The organism is Cricetibacter osteomyelitidis, assembly GCF_004340985.1.
GTDB lineage: Bacteria > Pseudomonadota > Gammaproteobacteria > Enterobacterales > Pasteurellaceae > Cricetibacter > Cricetibacter osteomyelitidis.
In genome coordinates this window covers 32,898-47,215 of record NZ_SLYB01000004.1, presented here as the reverse complement: position 1 = coordinate 47,215, position 14,318 = coordinate 32,898, and the positions used below count along the sequence as shown (strand labels likewise).

17 protein-coding genes are annotated in these 14,318 nt (G+C 37.9%); 14 read left to right on the top strand and 3 right to left on the bottom strand.

The window, feature by feature from the left end:
- Nucleotides 1-34 precede the first annotated feature (34 nt).
- The 10 genes from EDC44_RS13165 (at nucleotide 35) to EDC44_RS13150 (ending at nucleotide 7,540) form a co-directional block, all read left to right on the top strand.
- Nucleotides 35-508 (top strand): hypothetical protein, encoded by a 474-nt coding sequence (locus EDC44_RS13165; protein WP_243647890.1) that lies wholly within the window; start codon nucleotides 35-37, stop codon nucleotides 506-508.
- Nucleotides 509-510: 2 nt separating this feature from the next.
- Nucleotides 511-900, top strand: a complete 390-nt coding sequence (locus EDC44_RS02945) for a hypothetical protein (protein WP_131975216.1) — start codon at nucleotides 511-513, stop codon at nucleotides 898-900.
- A gap of 104 nt (nucleotides 901-1,004) precedes the next feature.
- Nucleotides 1,005-1,289: a hypothetical protein gene (locus tag EDC44_RS02940; RefSeq protein ID WP_131975214.1), complete on the top strand. Its 285-nt coding sequence runs from the start codon at nucleotides 1,005-1,007 to the stop codon at nucleotides 1,287-1,289.
- 1 nt (nucleotide 1,290) lies between these two features.
- Nucleotides 1,291-1,680 (top strand): hypothetical protein, encoded by a 390-nt coding sequence (locus tag EDC44_RS02935; RefSeq protein WP_131975212.1) that lies wholly within the window; start codon nucleotides 1,291-1,293, stop codon nucleotides 1,678-1,680.
- Nucleotides 1,681-1,772: 92 nt separating this feature from the next.
- Nucleotides 1,773-4,619 (top strand): toxin VasX, encoded by a 2,847-nt coding sequence (locus EDC44_RS02930; protein WP_243647889.1) that lies wholly within the window; start codon nucleotides 1,773-1,775, stop codon nucleotides 4,617-4,619.
- Nucleotides 4,620-4,628: 9 nt separating this feature from the next.
- The gene (locus tag EDC44_RS13160) at nucleotides 4,629-5,057 is read left to right on the top strand and encodes a hypothetical protein (protein ID WP_165870215.1); all 429 of its coding nucleotides are present in this window, start codon (nucleotides 4,629-4,631) and stop codon (nucleotides 5,055-5,057) included.
- Nucleotides 5,058-5,232: 175 nt separating this feature from the next.
- Nucleotides 5,233-5,805: a hypothetical protein gene (locus tag EDC44_RS13155; protein ID WP_165870216.1), complete on the top strand. Its 573-nt coding sequence runs from the start codon at nucleotides 5,233-5,235 to the stop codon at nucleotides 5,803-5,805.
- Nucleotides 5,806-5,923: 118 nt separating this feature from the next.
- Entirely contained in the window at nucleotides 5,924-6,364 is a 441-nt protein-coding gene (locus EDC44_RS02920; protein ID WP_243647888.1) for a hypothetical protein, read from the top strand.
- Nucleotides 6,365-6,373: 9 nt separating this feature from the next.
- On the top strand, nucleotides 6,374-7,144 hold the full coding sequence (locus tag EDC44_RS02915) for a hypothetical protein (protein ID WP_243647887.1): 771 nt from the start codon (nucleotides 6,374-6,376) through the stop codon (nucleotides 7,142-7,144).
- A 15-nt stretch (nucleotides 7,145-7,159) separates the two neighbouring features.
- Complete coding sequence (locus EDC44_RS13150; RefSeq protein ID WP_243647886.1) at nucleotides 7,160-7,540, top strand: hypothetical protein; 381 nt, start codon at nucleotides 7,160-7,162, stop codon at nucleotides 7,538-7,540.
- Between the two features lie 134 nt (nucleotides 7,541-7,674).
- On the opposite strand, the gene EDC44_RS02910 is transcribed toward EDC44_RS13150, so the two are convergent.
- Genes EDC44_RS02910 through rbsK form a run of 3 tightly spaced genes read right to left on the bottom strand, consistent with a single transcriptional unit; the run spans nucleotide 7,675 to nucleotide 10,923 of the window.
- The gene (locus EDC44_RS02910; RefSeq protein WP_131975210.1) at nucleotides 7,675-8,691 is read right to left on the bottom strand and encodes an aldose 1-epimerase family protein; all 1,017 of its coding nucleotides are present in this window, start codon (nucleotides 8,689-8,691) and stop codon (nucleotides 7,675-7,677) included.
- Between the two features lie 10 nt (nucleotides 8,692-8,701).
- Entirely contained in the window at nucleotides 8,702-9,991 is a 1,290-nt protein-coding gene (fucP, locus tag EDC44_RS02905; protein ID WP_131975208.1) for an L-fucose:H+ symporter permease, read from the bottom strand.
- A gap of 11 nt (nucleotides 9,992-10,002) precedes the next feature.
- Nucleotides 10,003-10,923 carry a ribokinase gene (gene rbsK / locus EDC44_RS02900; RefSeq protein ID WP_131975206.1) on the bottom strand — a complete coding sequence of 307 codons (921 nt, stop codon included), beginning with the start codon at nucleotides 10,921-10,923 and terminating at the stop codon, nucleotides 10,003-10,005.
- A 158-nt stretch (nucleotides 10,924-11,081) separates the two neighbouring features.
- On the opposite strand from rbsK, the gene deoC reads away from it, so the two are divergent.
- The 4 genes from deoC to srlE all read left to right on the top strand — a co-directional run bounded on the left by deoC (nucleotide 11,082) and on the right by srlE (nucleotide 14,318).
- The gene (gene deoC / locus EDC44_RS02895) at nucleotides 11,082-11,756 is read left to right on the top strand and encodes a deoxyribose-phosphate aldolase (RefSeq protein WP_131975204.1); all 675 of its coding nucleotides are present in this window, start codon (nucleotides 11,082-11,084) and stop codon (nucleotides 11,754-11,756) included.
- Between the two features lie 16 nt (nucleotides 11,757-11,772).
- Entirely contained in the window at nucleotides 11,773-12,513 is a 741-nt protein-coding gene (deoR, locus tag EDC44_RS02890; RefSeq protein WP_131975202.1) for a DNA-binding transcriptional repressor DeoR, read from the top strand.
- 233 nt (nucleotides 12,514-12,746) lie between these two features.
- Nucleotides 12,747-13,295 carry a PTS glucitol/sorbitol transporter subunit IIC gene (srlA, locus tag EDC44_RS02885; RefSeq protein ID WP_131975200.1) on the top strand — a complete coding sequence of 183 codons (549 nt, stop codon included), beginning with the start codon at nucleotides 12,747-12,749 and terminating at the stop codon, nucleotides 13,293-13,295.
- Nucleotides 13,296-13,322: 27 nt separating this feature from the next.
- On the top strand, nucleotides 13,323-14,318 hold the full coding sequence (gene srlE / locus EDC44_RS02880) for a PTS glucitol/sorbitol transporter subunit IIB (RefSeq protein ID WP_131975198.1): 996 nt from the start codon (nucleotides 13,323-13,325) through the stop codon (nucleotides 14,316-14,318).

Below are 14,318 nucleotides of genomic sequence, written 5' to 3'. Positions count from 1 at the left end.
GCATGCGGCACTGTCGTTGACGTTGCAGGTACAAATGAAAAACTCTGCTGATCGTTCAGTGAATGCTTCTTGTGTTTGTGGTTTTGTTGGGCGAGTTGCGGGAAATATTGGAAGAAATAGTTCGGGATTGCTTGATACAACTAGAGCTTGGTATCTTCAAGGCCTTTTCGAGAATAGAAAATATCCTATATATTATATAAAGAATCATTTTATGATGACTGTTGCCCATGAATCGGGTCATGCTGTGTTGGCAAGTTATGCTTATAAAAGTATAGGATTAAACAATTATTCTTGGGTACATAAAGGGAGTTCTAAAGGTGTCGGTTTTAATGTATTTAATGCTTATAGTATACCTAAATCAGGAGAGAAAGGGCATGAGTCAATGCCTTTGCTTTCAGCTGATTTAATGAAGTATTATAACGATCAAATTGATCCGCCAGATTACTATGCTGTTGAATATGATATTAAGAGTTTAATATGGCTTTCTCAGTTAATTGTAGGTAAATAATAATGAAATATTTGCTAATAATCTTATTCTTATCTTTGTCTGCTTGCTTACCTTTTGAACCAATTATGGGAACAAGCGTAATTTATAATTTCTGTGAATATCCGATCGAAGTGAGAAATGAGAAGTTTCCAGATAAAGAATATGAAGAAAATAAAAATTATCGTAGAAAAATTATCAATTCAAACGATGCTATATATGGTACTTTTATTGTGCAAGATAATCTATTAGATGAACAAATAAAAAACGCTAAAATGAAATATTTTCTTAAAAAAGGTAGTAAAATGAAGACAAGATTTTATTTTGAAATATATAGTAAAGATAAACAGAATTTAGTTGCCTGCCCAGAAAATGCCAAACCGACAGGTGACGGAAATTGGATTAGAGCTAAGTAAGACTAAAAGTGCGGTTGAATTTTGCGAAGTTTTGTAGGAAAACTTTTGAAAAATTGACCGCACTTTTTAAATAAAGTGTTCTGAAAATTATATAGAATAATTTTATGCTGACGGCAGCCCATGAATCCGGACATCCTATTTTAGCGAGTTATAGCTATAAAAGTACAGGATTGAATAATTATTCTTGGGTACATAAAGGTAGTTCTAAGGGGATAGCTAATCGTTATTTAACGCCGGAACCAATGGAAAAAGGTTATGAGAAAGAGCCTATTCCTTTGGCTGATTTAATGAAGTATTACAAATTTTTCATCGAACCATCAATAACTTATGTTGTTGAATATGATGTAAAAAGTTTGCTTTGGATCTCTCAATTAAAAATAGGTGATTAAGTTGAAATATATTTTGATAGTTTTGTCAGGAATGTTATTGTCATGCATACCACTAGCATTTGAGCCAGAAATGACACATGCTGTTTTTTATAATTTTTGTGAATATTCTATTGAATTGAGAAGTAATAATGTTTCAGAATGGGAATATGAACATATTGAAAAGAAATATAGAAAAATCATTGAACCTAAGAGTTCTAGATTTGCGAGTGCTGTTGCTTCGGATGATTCTGAAACAGAGAATGCGAGAAATAATCAATATTTTGTGAAAGAAGGGGATAATATGAAAAAATATTTTTATATTGATAAATATGCTAGACAACGAACTAACTTTATAGCCTGCCCCGAAAATGCCAAACCGACAGGTGATGGAAATTGGATTCGAGCTAAGTAAGACTAAAAGTGCGGTTGAATTTTGCGAAGTTTTGCGGGAAAACTTTTGAAAAAAGCGTTATCTAACTTTTCAATCGAACCTTATAACAGCAAATGAGTAATGATCGAAAAGAGCATATCGGTACACTTTCTTCACCGAACGGCATATTGTCGACCCAATCGGGCGGCAGCACACATCAATTAATGCAACTTCGTCAGGGATTTGTGTATATTTACACCTACAACAAACACCGACTGTTTTCCACGGATAAATCGGGAAAATGGCTGGTGTTTCGTTATATTACCCACACAGACGATATGAATAGCGCAAGTGAATTTGAACGGCCGAGCGGTGCGGAAACACATCAGGGGCAATATACTTTTTTGTTGTATAAATGGGGAGAGCAGGGCGCGAACGGCAAGTGGCAGGTAGGAAAGTTGGACGGAAAACATTATCCTTGTGTGGCGAATATCAGCACGTTCAGCTGTCCGTTTGTGGATAAGGATGCCGACAAGGTGGATATTGCCTATAGCGAATATGCGTGGTCATCGGAAATATTTGCGCGTTTGGAGAACGACAGTGAATTGAGACAGTCGATGATGACGACGGTGGAGGTGAACAAGTCGCAGGATACCCATCAGCGCCTGTTAGGCAGTTTGCCGTCGCATGTATTGGAATATGGCGATAAGGATGAAGAACTGCCGATTGTGACCCAGAGCTGGTACACACAACTGGCAACGCAATCCCGATTACCGAAGCAATCGTCCATGCTGCCTTATGAGAAGGCCCTGATGGTGGCATTGGAAGATGTCGTGGGGGAAATGCACGAGTTACAGAAAGTGATTTTCGATTTAACGGAAGCACAGAACGAATATTATGCCAAATACAGTTATCCGATAACCATAGGTAATATGATTGACCCGAAAATCGCCTATGATGTGCAGGGAAAAGCCTATCCGTTTAAGGCGGAGGAAAGGGTTATCGCACAAAAAGGCGTCCAAAGTGCGTTGATAAGCGAATTTAATAGCAAAATGACGGCATTGTTAAAAGAGCCGTTTGAGCGTTATGAAAAGCCGATAAATTTGTTGGTTAAACAACTTGTACAATTGGCAAATCAACGTTTTTCGTATAAACAATTTTTTACGATTGATAAGGATATAGTCGGTTATACCCCGAAAGAGGGCACGACGGACAGAGGTTACTACGTTTTTTGCCGCTTACAGGCGGATTTAACTTGCGGATTGGAATGTTCGTCGGAAGGGGTGAAGGTATTAGAAAGTTTATTTAGTGACAAATCGGTGCCTTCGGGCAATGCGCCGAGTGTTTTGGGATGGTTAAAAGAGCATAGTCAGAAAGTGACGGACGGAGTTTATGCCCTTGCGATGAAGGTGCCGCTGAGTCAGCGGGCGAAGGTGTTAGAGGGGTATTTTCAGGGGATGGAATCGATTTATACGTTTGCAGGGCGGACTATATCGAATGTTTGGGCAAAGAGTGAGCCAAAAGCAATAGAGAACTACTTAAAAATTTATGGTGCAGAACGGATTTTAAACAATCCGGAATATGCGTTTGCAGAACTGGCGGAAAATCTTGTCCAAGAAGCTCGCGATCAGTTATATAAATATCGTCAAAACAGTGGAAAGATAACCAAAAAGGAAATTAATCGTTATCTTAGTCAAGTGAAACGTGATTTAAAAGCACAAGGGAAAATCAGTGCAAATGAGATTAATGAGCTGAATGAGGTATTGGCACGAAATGAACGTTTTTATGGTTTTTCCGGTGTATTAGCTATTTATGCAGGGATAGTTTCATTGAGTAATGACGTAAGTATTCAACGAAAGCTGATACATACGCCGGCGGGAAAATTAGCAATGGATCCTATAATGTTAAAAACCACGGCGATACTGGATATATCAATTGGTTCGGCAGATACAGCATATGCCTTGGGAATAATAAATAAACCGAATGAAATGGTGGCGGTTAGTGGTGTTCGTAATTTTAGTGGAGCTATGCGAGCAGGATTGATAAATTTACGGGCAATTACTTATTCTTTCGCTTCGATAATAGGCGGGTTATTAACAGCTGTTATTGCCTTCGGTGGGCTGAGTGAAGCAATAAAAAATGAAGATAATGTGTCTATGACGGCTAATGGAGCGATACTGGGGGCTTCGGGTGTCATTGCATTAAGCGGGATATTCCAAATATTTGCTATTGACGGCACATTATCTGCCGCGTTAGGTGTGGCAAGTCCGTATGCATTCGTGATTATCTTATTAGCAACTGCGGCTATTGCGTTATGGGGAGATACTCCGGCAGAGACTTGGGTGAAAAAAGGATTTTGGGGAAAATCATTTAATTATTTATATTGGGATAACAAAGAAAGAGATAAGATCGATAAACAGATAAAACGAGCTCAAATATTAGCTAATGAACAAGTGGCGAAAGACGCCCAACTTCATCTTGAGCGCGCGGAATTAATCGCAACGGGACAAGTTGACGCAGTATTTAGTACGGCATTGACAATGAATGAGAACATTGAAGATTATTTATTAATCAGTCAAGGTTTTGAAAAAGAACTGTACGAATATGATATTCAATCGGGATTACAGGTGACTGAAATTGGTAAAGGTTATTACCGTATCAGCTGTGCTGAATTTAGATACAGCCCGCCGACAACTTCTAACTTAATCATTAATGTCTATCAATGGGGCTCGGCACAAGCGAAAGCGATTAGTCAGTTCTATCATACTCCGGCGACAAAAGAAGTGACGTTTTCCCTTAATGAAAACCGTATCAATGTTGATGATGTAAGAGTAGCGGTCATATTTACAGATAAAGAGGGAGAAGTGTTTAAAGGTTATTACGAGACTAAACAATTTAAACAACGCACATCGGAGCTGCTAGAAAAAAATAAAGCATTAATAGAAAAATGGACCGCGGAAAATGGCGAATTAATCGACTAAGGGGCAATAATGGCGGAAACGAAACTGAATAAAAAAGAACAACGCTTAATGCGTCGTTGGTTTAGAAAAACAGGTGAGAATACGATTGAGCTTAAGGAAAAACGATGGGGAGGAATAAAAATTATATTAGGAATAATCCTTTTAATAGGGATTTATTATAATTTTATAGATCCGCGTTATAAAGATGATACTTGGCGATATATCAAAATAACTTATCAACCGGATAAATGGGCTGAAGAACAATTTGAAGAAGAGGTATCCGAGACAGATCCTAATTTGACTAGATGGGGAGAAACAAAAGAAGAGTTTATTTCAGAGAGAAAAGAGTTTAGACTCGAAAGGGGGGGGGGTTATTTGGTATATTTATATTTTTACTGGTGTCTATATTCTTTTTATTCTTTATTGCCTTTGGCCCACCAAACGCCGTGTACGATTTGACCGAAAACGGGGAATTATTTACACCTATGTAAATAACAAGTTTTACCTGACGGAAGTGAATAAATTAATGCGCCCGTTTCCGGAATATATTGTTAATTCGGGTTCATTAATTGGCTTTTGGGTACATCCTTATACTTATACATTTCCGATAGGTTTTTTTCGGCAGAATTCTCAAATGATTGTATCGGATTATACGATGTGGTTGCCGATGCTCGGTAGAGCATTTCTTTTCAAATACGATATGTATAAAAAAAGTTCGTCGATTTTGTTAAAACAATATTTAGTGGATTTTATGAATCCCGAAACACAGCCGGAGCGGATAGCAAGCATGATGCAGGCGTTAGAGAGCAAACCAAGTATTTTGGAATATCTGGAACGGTTTTTATTCGGTTGGATAGACGGCGGTTTATTTTGCAGGAAATTACCGAAAGACAGCCGATTAGAAGTGGAAATTGAAAAATATTTCGCCGAAGAAGCCCCTAAAATTAAGGCACTACCGTCTTGTCGAATGTCAATGAGATTTAATGAAAAACTGACTTGGAAAACGGGTTATTTTATTATTGAGAGTGTTGAAGATAATATTAAAGCCGGATTTGATAAAGTACCGTGTCCGAATTTATATGAATATCCTGAGAATTCATTACATTTTAATAGCCAACTCTACGGCTGGGGCAATGAAAAAGAAATGGAAAGAGTGCCTTCCCAAAAGCCAAGGTTTAAAGCGCGAAAAAAGAAACGCATGAAATAGCGTATTAGTCAAAAGTGCGGTTAAATTTCGCGAAGTTTTACGGGAAAACTTTTGAAATATTGACCGCACTTTTTGTATTTAGCCGATAAAAAGGCGGATACCCGGTCCGGCATTGACAATGAATAAGGAAATTGCAGATTATTTATTAATCAGTCGCGGTTTTGAAAAGGAGCTGTACGAATACAACATCCAATTGGGATTACAGGTGACGGAAATCAGCAAAGGTTACTATCGTATCAGTTGCGCCGAATTTAGATATAGCCCACCGACAACCGCTAATTTAACGATTAATGTCTATCAATGGGGCTCGGCACAAGAGAAAGTGATTAGTAAGTTCTATCATACCCCGGCGGCAAAAGAAGTCACCTTCTATCTTAATGAAAACCGTATCAATGTCGATGACGTGAGATTGGTAGTCAGATTTACGGATAAAGAGGGAGAAACCTTTAAAGGCTATTATGAGACTAAACAATTTAAAGACCGCACATCGGAGCTGTTCGAAAAAAATAAAGCCGTAATAGAAAAATGGGTAGCGGAAAATGGCGAACTAATCGATTAAGGGGCAATAATGACGGAAGAAACAAAGCTGAATGCAAAAGAACAACGATTAATGCGTCGTTGGTTTAGAAAAACGGGTGAGAATACAATTGAGGTTAAAGAAAAACGCTGGGGAATACTCAAGCTTCTCTTTCTAGTATTTATTATGATTGGGATTTATTATGATTTTATTGATCCACGTTATAAAGATAATACATGGAACAATATTCAAATTACTTATCAACCGAATAAATGGATTGAAAATCAATTTAACGAGGTAGCTTCAACAGAAAATCCAAATACTACTAGATGGGGGCAAACAAAAGAAGAGTTTATTGCTTGGAAAAGAGAGCTTATAAATGAAAGGGGGGGGATTTTTATTTGGCATATTTATATTCTCACCGGAACAAATATTCTTTTTGTTCTTTTTTGTATTTGGCCTACCAAACGCCGCGTACGCTTTGACCGAAAACGGGGGATTATTTACACCTATGTAAATAACAAGTTTCATCTGACGGAAGTGAAGAAATTAATGCGCCCGTTTCCGGAATATTTTGCCTTTATAGGAATCGGAGTCTTTTTTTGGGTGCATCCTTATCAACAGGCGAAATATTTTGCCAATGCCCGACGGGGCTCTCAAATGATAGTGTCGGATTATACCATGTGGTTACCAATGATTTTTATGTGGATACCGGGAGTGTATCAAAAAAACAAAGGTGCAGTATTGAAACGTTTTTTAGTGGATTTTATGAACCCGAACACCCCGCCGGAGCGGATAGCAAGTATGATGGAAGCATTGTAAAGCCGCCCGGGTATTTTGGAATATCTGGAACGTTTTTTATTCGGTTGGATAGACGGCGGTTTATTTTGCAGGAAATTGCCGACAGACAGTCAATTGGAAGCGGAAATCGAAAATTATTTTGCCAAAGACGCCCCGCATATAAACGCCTTACCGTCGTTTAAAATGGGCACTCGCGAGGAAGGTTTAAGATTAAAATGTAAATTCAAGAACATGAAAATTATCTCGGTGGAAGAGAATGTTCAATGGGGTTACGGCATTATGCCTTGCCCGAACTTATACGAATATCCAATGCGTTCGTTACATATCAACCGATTTGGTCTCACGTGGGGCAATGGAAGAGAAATGGAAAGAACCCCCCAAAGCCAAAGTTTAAAGAACGGAAAAAGAAACTGGTGAAATAGCGTATTAGCCAAAAGTGCGGTTAAATTTTGCGGAGTTTTGCGGGAAAACTTTTGAAATATTGACCGCACTTTTGCCGACTTGAACGGAAAACATGAAAAGTGCGGTGGGTTTGAGCTGTACCCCAAAAGTTATGACTCAACGCCGGTAACCACTTTAAAGGTTCTTACTTCTTTCGGTTTCATTATAATTAAGCTGCCGGTATTTTTAGCTGCGAGATAGCCTTCCGGGCGGCAAGTAGCAGGTAGAACGAAAGCGCCTACCTGTTGATCTTCATTATACAAAATCCAACGCGTTGCATAATTAAAGTCTTTTGAGGAAAATTTTGTTAGATAAGTATGTCCGTCCGGTGAAATCATTCTATATTCTAAATTTTCCTGATATTGCTGTAAATTATCCATAAAGAACACAATTTCAGGATTATACATTTGATCATTGCTTAATGAATCTAACGTGTATTGACCTTGTTTGATTTGTTCGTTAAAAGCGAGCCATTCAGGGGTCGGTTTAACATGTGCCGGAATCGTTTCCCGCAAATGAATGGCTTGCGTAGGAATATTTTGAGCGAAGGTCGCACCATGTTCATAGCAGTAATTCATATGACACATATATTGCAATGGCATATCTACATTAGCTAAATTAGTTACTTTCATTTGAATTTCAAATAATGAACTTTTTGCTTTTAAAGTTAATTCCGGTTCTGCAAGATAATGATCGCCAAATCCTTTGATATATTCAACACGACCGCCTATGCCTAATAAGCCTTCACTAACGACTAGCCAGGCGTTGTCCATTATTGCACAAGGCATTTCACCGTGTAATGGGTGATCATCTTCAGGGCTTGGGCAACCGTTACGGATTAAGCCCGAATGGAACGCAAAGCAACCATAGGTATCAACGATGGTTGTTCCCCATTTAGGTTCGCTAAACATATTTTTCATTTTTAGGTTTTTACCGCAGAATTCGGCATCCCAAATGATTTGCCCGTAAAATGGCAGTACTGTGACAAAACCTTTACTGTTTTCTAATTTAATTGCTTCAATACCTGACGGGTATTTAAACGCAGTCGCTTTGAATTCTGAATTTTCAAATAAAATATATTCTTTTTCAGTAAATAATGCTTTTTTTAAATGAATATAACTTTTCATTTTTAGCTCCTTATTTATGTGTTTTGTATTTGTCAAAGAAATAATATCCTACATAAGCAAAGCAGAATAGCGGTACAATGAATGCAGTTTGTAATGAACCGATTGTGTCGGATACATAACCGTGGATTGCCGGCACAACCGCAGCCCCGATAATAGACATAACCACAACAGCACCTGCAACTTCACGGTGTTCTTGTTCAACGGTATCTAATACTGATGCGTAAATTGTCGCCCAGCAAGGGCCAAATAGCACACTGGCAAAAATAGCGGCATAAACGGCGGAGAAATCATGCACGAAAGCGGTATAAGCCAGAGTAAATACACCTAAGATAGAATAAACAAATAATACAAGATCGGATTTAAATTTTGTCATTAAGAAATTAGCAACAAATTTTCCGATAAAAAAGCCGATAAAGCTGTACACCATGAAATTAGAGGCATCACGTTCATTCATTTCACTTAAATTTAATGCTAAACGGATGGTAAATGACCATACAGCAACTTGCATACCTACATATAAGAATTGAGCTACAATCCCTTTTTTGAATGCGGTATTTTTAGCGAGATATTTCAGTGTATCAACAAAATGCACATCTTTATGTTCGGTCGAATCATTAACCGATTTACATTTCGGGAACGGTGTGATTAAGAACAGAAGCGTTACGGCTATTAATACAAAAATCAGATATTTGTAAGGTTGTAATGTATGTTCCAAGGTCGCCAATTTGAAAGCGTGTAGTTGATCCGGCGTCATGGTGGCGATTTGTTCGTGTAAACTCGCACCCTCTTGGAAAATTAAATATTTACCAAGCAATATACCGGCAATAGCCCCCACCGGATAGAATGTTTGACTGATATTTAAACGCAATGTCGCGTAATCTTTATGACCAATCATTGAACTGTAAGTATTTGCCGAAGTTTCAAGAAAACTTAATCCGATCGCAATAGAGAAAATCGCCGCAAGGAACATGGTATAAGTTGCCATATGAGAGGCCGGATAGAACATTGAACATCCGATAATATATAACGTCAAACCAACTAAAATTGCAATTTTATAACTGGTTTTTTTGATGACCAATGAAGCCGGGATTGCGATAAGGAAATACCCGCCATAGAACGCACTTTGTACTAATGCACTGGCAAAATCACTGAGTGTGAAGACACTTTTAAATTGTGTAATCAAAATATCATTTAAACTTGCCGCAGCTCCCCATAAAGGAAATAGACAAGATAATAGAATAAATTGAAATATCGGTGTTTTGTTTAAATAGCCGTCCGGCATTTGTTGAATGTTTTTCATGCTATTTCTCCTTAAATATATTGTTTTTTGAACTCATCAAATTGTGCTTTTGTCGGATAGGATGATTGAGTTCCTTGCCCCGTCACGCTATAAGCAGAAAATAATGAAGCCATTTTCATTGATTCAACAATATCTTGTGATTTTACGTAGTAATAGGCAAAGCAACCGATAAAGGCATCACCGGCTCCGCTGGTATCAACCGCATTAACTTTATAAGGATCAACATAAGTTACTTCCGAACCGTGCAACCAAACAGAACCTTTTTCGCCTAAAGTGACGATAAGATTTTTTAATCCTTTGGAAAGCAGGGTATTTGCTGCTGTGCGAATTTGTTCCATATTTTCCACAGGCAAACCGGTTAAAATTTCCAACTCGGTTTCATTCGGCATAAAGAAATCGCATTTACATGCATAATTAATATCCAGATCTTTACTGGCCGGTGCCGGATTGAGGATTACAGGAATGTTATTTTTATTAGCAAAATCAATTGCATAATAGACGGTTTCTAATGGTATCTCTAATTGCAAAATAAATAATTTGCAATTTTTTAACCGCTCTTTTGCATTATCAATATCATTTGGTTTCAGATGAGAGTTGGCTCCTTTAATAATTAGAATACGATTTTGTGATGATTTATCTACAAAAATAGGTGCGACCCCACTAGATACACCGGGGACTTTTTCTACATACTCCGTATTAACACCATATTGTTGAAAATTACGGATTGTATTATCTGCAAATGCATCATCGCCCACTTTGGTCATCATCATTACATTTGCACCTAATTTTGCTGCTGCAATAGCCTGATTCGCCCCTTTACCGCCGCAGCCCATTTGGAAGTTAGGTGCTTCGAGGGTTTCTCCCATTTTAGGCATATCATCAATATAAGTGATCAAATCCACCATATTTGATCCAATAACTGCAATTTCCATAACGCCTCCTTATTTTTTTTGAATGTTAAAATAGTAACAATTGGTGTGTTATTTATGATATTATAAATAAAATGTTAAAAAAGTGACATAGATCACAAATTTCAATATTTTTTTATGTATAATATAAAAAAGACAAAAACCAATAGGAGAAAATTCAAATGAAAGCAAATGAAATCGCTAAATATATTGATCACACTGCACTAACACCGGAAAAAACAGAGCAGGATATTCTCACTTTGTGTAATGAAGCTATGGAGAATCACTTTTATTCGGTGTGTATTAATCCTTGTCATATTCCTTTTGCGAAAAAAGTATTGCGGGATTCAAATGTTAAAATTTGCACAGTGATAGGCTTTCCTTTAGGGGCTAACACGACGGTTGTTAAAGTGTTTGAAACGGAAAATGCGATTGCTAATGGTGCGACGGAAGTGGATATGGTACTTAATGTCGGATGGATTAAATCAGGAAAATGGGAAGCGGTGCAAGATGACATTAAACAGGTTCTTAATGCCTGTAACGGTATACCGTTGAAAGTGATTTTAGAAAATTGTCTTTTAACAAAAGCAGAAATCGTCAAAGCTTGTGAAATTTGTCGGGATTTAAATGTGGCGTTTGTGAAAACATCTACTGGCTTTAGTAAAGGTGGAGCGACAGTAGAAGATGTGAAATTGATGCGTCAAACCGTGGGAGATAAGATTGGTGTTAAAGCCTCAGGCGGTGTGCGGGATACGCAAACTGCCGTAGCCATGATTGAAGCGGGTGCAACGCGTATCGGTGCCAGTGCGGGGATTGCAATTATTAAAGGATTAACGGATACTAACAGCCAATATTGATCTTGGAGATAATGTTGTGGATAGTAAAATTAATACCCGTATTCAAAAATTAGAGTTTCTATTGAAACAAATGGATAAATTGCATCTGCGAGATGCGGCAGAAATCCTGAATGTTTCTGAAATGACGATTAGGAGGGATTTAAATTCTACAACATCTTCGATTGTTTTGCTGGGGGGGTACATTGTACGAGATCCCCAGCTGCAAACATCAAATCAATATTTAATTACAGAGCAGCAAAATAAGAATATCGCAGAAAAAATGCAGGTGGGAAAAATTGCTTCCGCGTTAGTAGAAGATAATGATGTGATCTTTTTTGATTGCGGTTCAACTATTCCTTTTATTGCTTCTCAAATCCCAAATTCTATAAAATTCACCGCACTTTGTTGTTCTATCAACACCTTTATGGTTTTACAAGACAAACCAAACTGTCGTTTAATCTTGTGCGGAGGTGATTATTCAAGAGAAAATTCGTTTCTCACTCCGGTTCAAAATAACACCGAAATAGATATGATTTGCACCACAAAAGCCTTTATTTCTGCGGCCGGTGTTGACGTTAAGCAAGGCGTTACTTGTTTCAAATTGAATGAAACGCAAATCAAACTAAAAGCAATGGCGAAAACACAAAACCGTGTTTTAGTGTTTGATGATAGCAAGATTGGAAAAGTGCAACAGTCGTATGTCGGTGAATTAAATCAATTTGATCGGGTTATTTGCAATTTGCCTTTACCGCCGGAGTTTGGTGTTGTCGGGGATTAACTATATATTAATATTATGAATTTATACTAAAAGTGCGGTAACTTTCTCAGAAATTTACCGTACTTTTTATTTGTTTGTTAATCAAATTAAATATATTTTCTTTTATTTTGAAAGAAAATATATTTAATTTGTGATCTTTATCACAGATTTGTCTTTCAAAATATCATAATATAGGCGCCAATGATTCAATTTGGGATCAGAAATCTAAAATTCATCCTAAACAGAAAGAGGCGATTATGGAAATGATTACCCATGGTGCGGAATGGTTTATTGGGCTATTCCAAAAAGGTGGTGAAGTATTTGTTAGTATGGTGACAGGTATTTTACCGTTATTGATCTCACTTTTAGTTGTAATGAATGCGCTGATCAAGTTTATTGGTCAAGAACGTATTGAGCGTTTGGCACAACGTAGTGCCGGCAACCCGATTTCTCGCTACTTTATTTTACCGGTATTCGGTACTTTCGTATTCTGTAATCCGATGACCTTAAGTTTAGGTCGTTTCTTACCTGAATATTACAAACCAAGCTACTATGCAGCATCTTCTTATAGTTGTCACTCCATGAATGGTTTATTCCCGCATATCAATCCGGGTGAATTATTCGTGTATCTTGGCATTGCAAACGGTTTAACCACATTAGGTATTCCACTTGCGCCACTCGCAGTATCTTATTTATTGGTTGGTATGGTTACAAACTTCTTCCGGGGTTGGATTACCGACTTTACTACGGCGTTTTTTGAAAAACGTATGAATATCAAACTTGATCGTGAAGTTCACCTGTAACTCGGAAATTAAGAAGGAGAATAAGTTATGGCAAATGCAATTTATATTGAAAAAGGCAATGGCGGTTGGGGCGGTCCTTTAACTATTCCTGTGGTAGAAGGCAAAAAAGTGCTTTATATGACTGCGGGTACACGTCCTGCAATTGTGGATCAGTTAGTGAATTTAACCGGTTGGGAAGCTGTTGACGGGTTTAAAGAAGGTGAACCGTGCACTGAAGAAATCGGTGTTGTAATTATTGACTGCGGCGGTACGTTACGTTGTGGTTTATATCCTAAACGTCGCATCCCTACAATTAATATTCACGCTACCGGTAAATCAGGTCCGTTAGCGGAATTTATTGTAGAAGATATTTATGTTTCCGCAGTGAAAGAAAATAATATCAAACTGATAGATACAGATGACACAGTTCAAGCCTCAACGCCAGCATCAACTGTGGAAGCTAACAAGACAGACAAAGTGAAAGATTACGATTCATCTAAAAAAATTACTGAACAAAGCGATGGTTTATTGGCAAAAATCGGTATGGGGATGGGATCGATTGTTGCGGTATTTTTCCAAGCAGGCCGCGATACCATTGACACCGTATTAAAAACGATTTTACCGTTTATGGCTTTCGTTTCCGCATTAATCGGGATCATTATTGCTTCCGGTTTGGGGGATTGGATTGCTCACGGTTTAACACCGTTGGCAAACAGCCCAATCGGTTTGGTTACATTGGCATTAATCTGTTCATTTCCATTACTTTCACCGTTCTTAGGCCCCGGAGCCGTAATCGCTCAAGTAATAGGTGTATTAGTGGGTGTACAAATCGGCTTGGGTAATATTCCGCCGCACTTAGCATTACCGGCATTATTCGCTATCAACGCTCAAGCGGCTTGTGACTTTATTCCGGTGGGCTTATCAATGGCAGAGGCAAAACAAGATACTGTACGTGTAGGTGTGCCATCGGTGTTAGTAAGTCGTTTTTTAACCGGTGCACCCACTGTATTGGTGGCGTGGTTTGTATCCGGATTTATTTACTAG

What these genes read in the sequence shown, in the direction of transcription:
- EDC44_RS13165 (WP_243647890.1), top strand. Translation starts at nt 35, where the DNA reads ATGAAAAACTCTGCTGATCGTTCAGTGAATGCTTCTTGTGTTTGTGGT.
- EDC44_RS02945 (WP_131975216.1), top strand. Translation starts at nt 511, where the DNA reads ATGAAATATTTGCTAATAATCTTATTCTTATCTTTGTCTGCTTGCTTA.
- EDC44_RS02940 (WP_131975214.1), top strand. Translation starts at nt 1,005, where the DNA reads ATGCTGACGGCAGCCCATGAATCCGGACATCCTATTTTAGCGAGTTAT.
- EDC44_RS02930 (WP_243647889.1), top strand. Translation starts at nt 1,773, where the DNA reads ATGAGTAATGATCGAAAAGAGCATATCGGTACACTTTCTTCACCGAAC.
- EDC44_RS13160 (WP_165870215.1), top strand. Translation starts at nt 4,629, where the DNA reads ATGGCGGAAACGAAACTGAATAAAAAAGAACAACGCTTAATGCGTCGT.
- EDC44_RS13155 (WP_165870216.1), top strand. Translation starts at nt 5,233, where the DNA reads ATGATTGTATCGGATTATACGATGTGGTTGCCGATGCTCGGTAGAGCA.
- EDC44_RS02920 (WP_243647888.1), top strand. Translation starts at nt 5,924, where the DNA reads ATGAATAAGGAAATTGCAGATTATTTATTAATCAGTCGCGGTTTTGAA.
- EDC44_RS02915 (WP_243647887.1), top strand. Translation starts at nt 6,374, where the DNA reads ATGACGGAAGAAACAAAGCTGAATGCAAAAGAACAACGATTAATGCGT.
- EDC44_RS02910 (WP_131975210.1), bottom strand. Translation starts at nt 8,691, where the DNA reads ATGAAAAGTTATATTCATTTAAAAAAAGCATTATTTACTGAAAAAGAA.
- fucP (WP_131975208.1), bottom strand. Translation starts at nt 9,991, where the DNA reads ATGAAAAACATTCAACAAATGCCGGACGGCTATTTAAACAAAACACCG.
- rbsK (WP_131975206.1), bottom strand. Translation starts at nt 10,923, where the DNA reads ATGGAAATTGCAGTTATTGGATCAAATATGGTGGATTTGATCACTTAT.
- deoC (WP_131975204.1), top strand. Translation starts at nt 11,082, where the DNA reads ATGAAAGCAAATGAAATCGCTAAATATATTGATCACACTGCACTAACA.
- srlE (WP_131975198.1), top strand. Translation starts at nt 13,323, where the DNA reads ATGGCAAATGCAATTTATATTGAAAAAGGCAATGGCGGTTGGGGCGGT.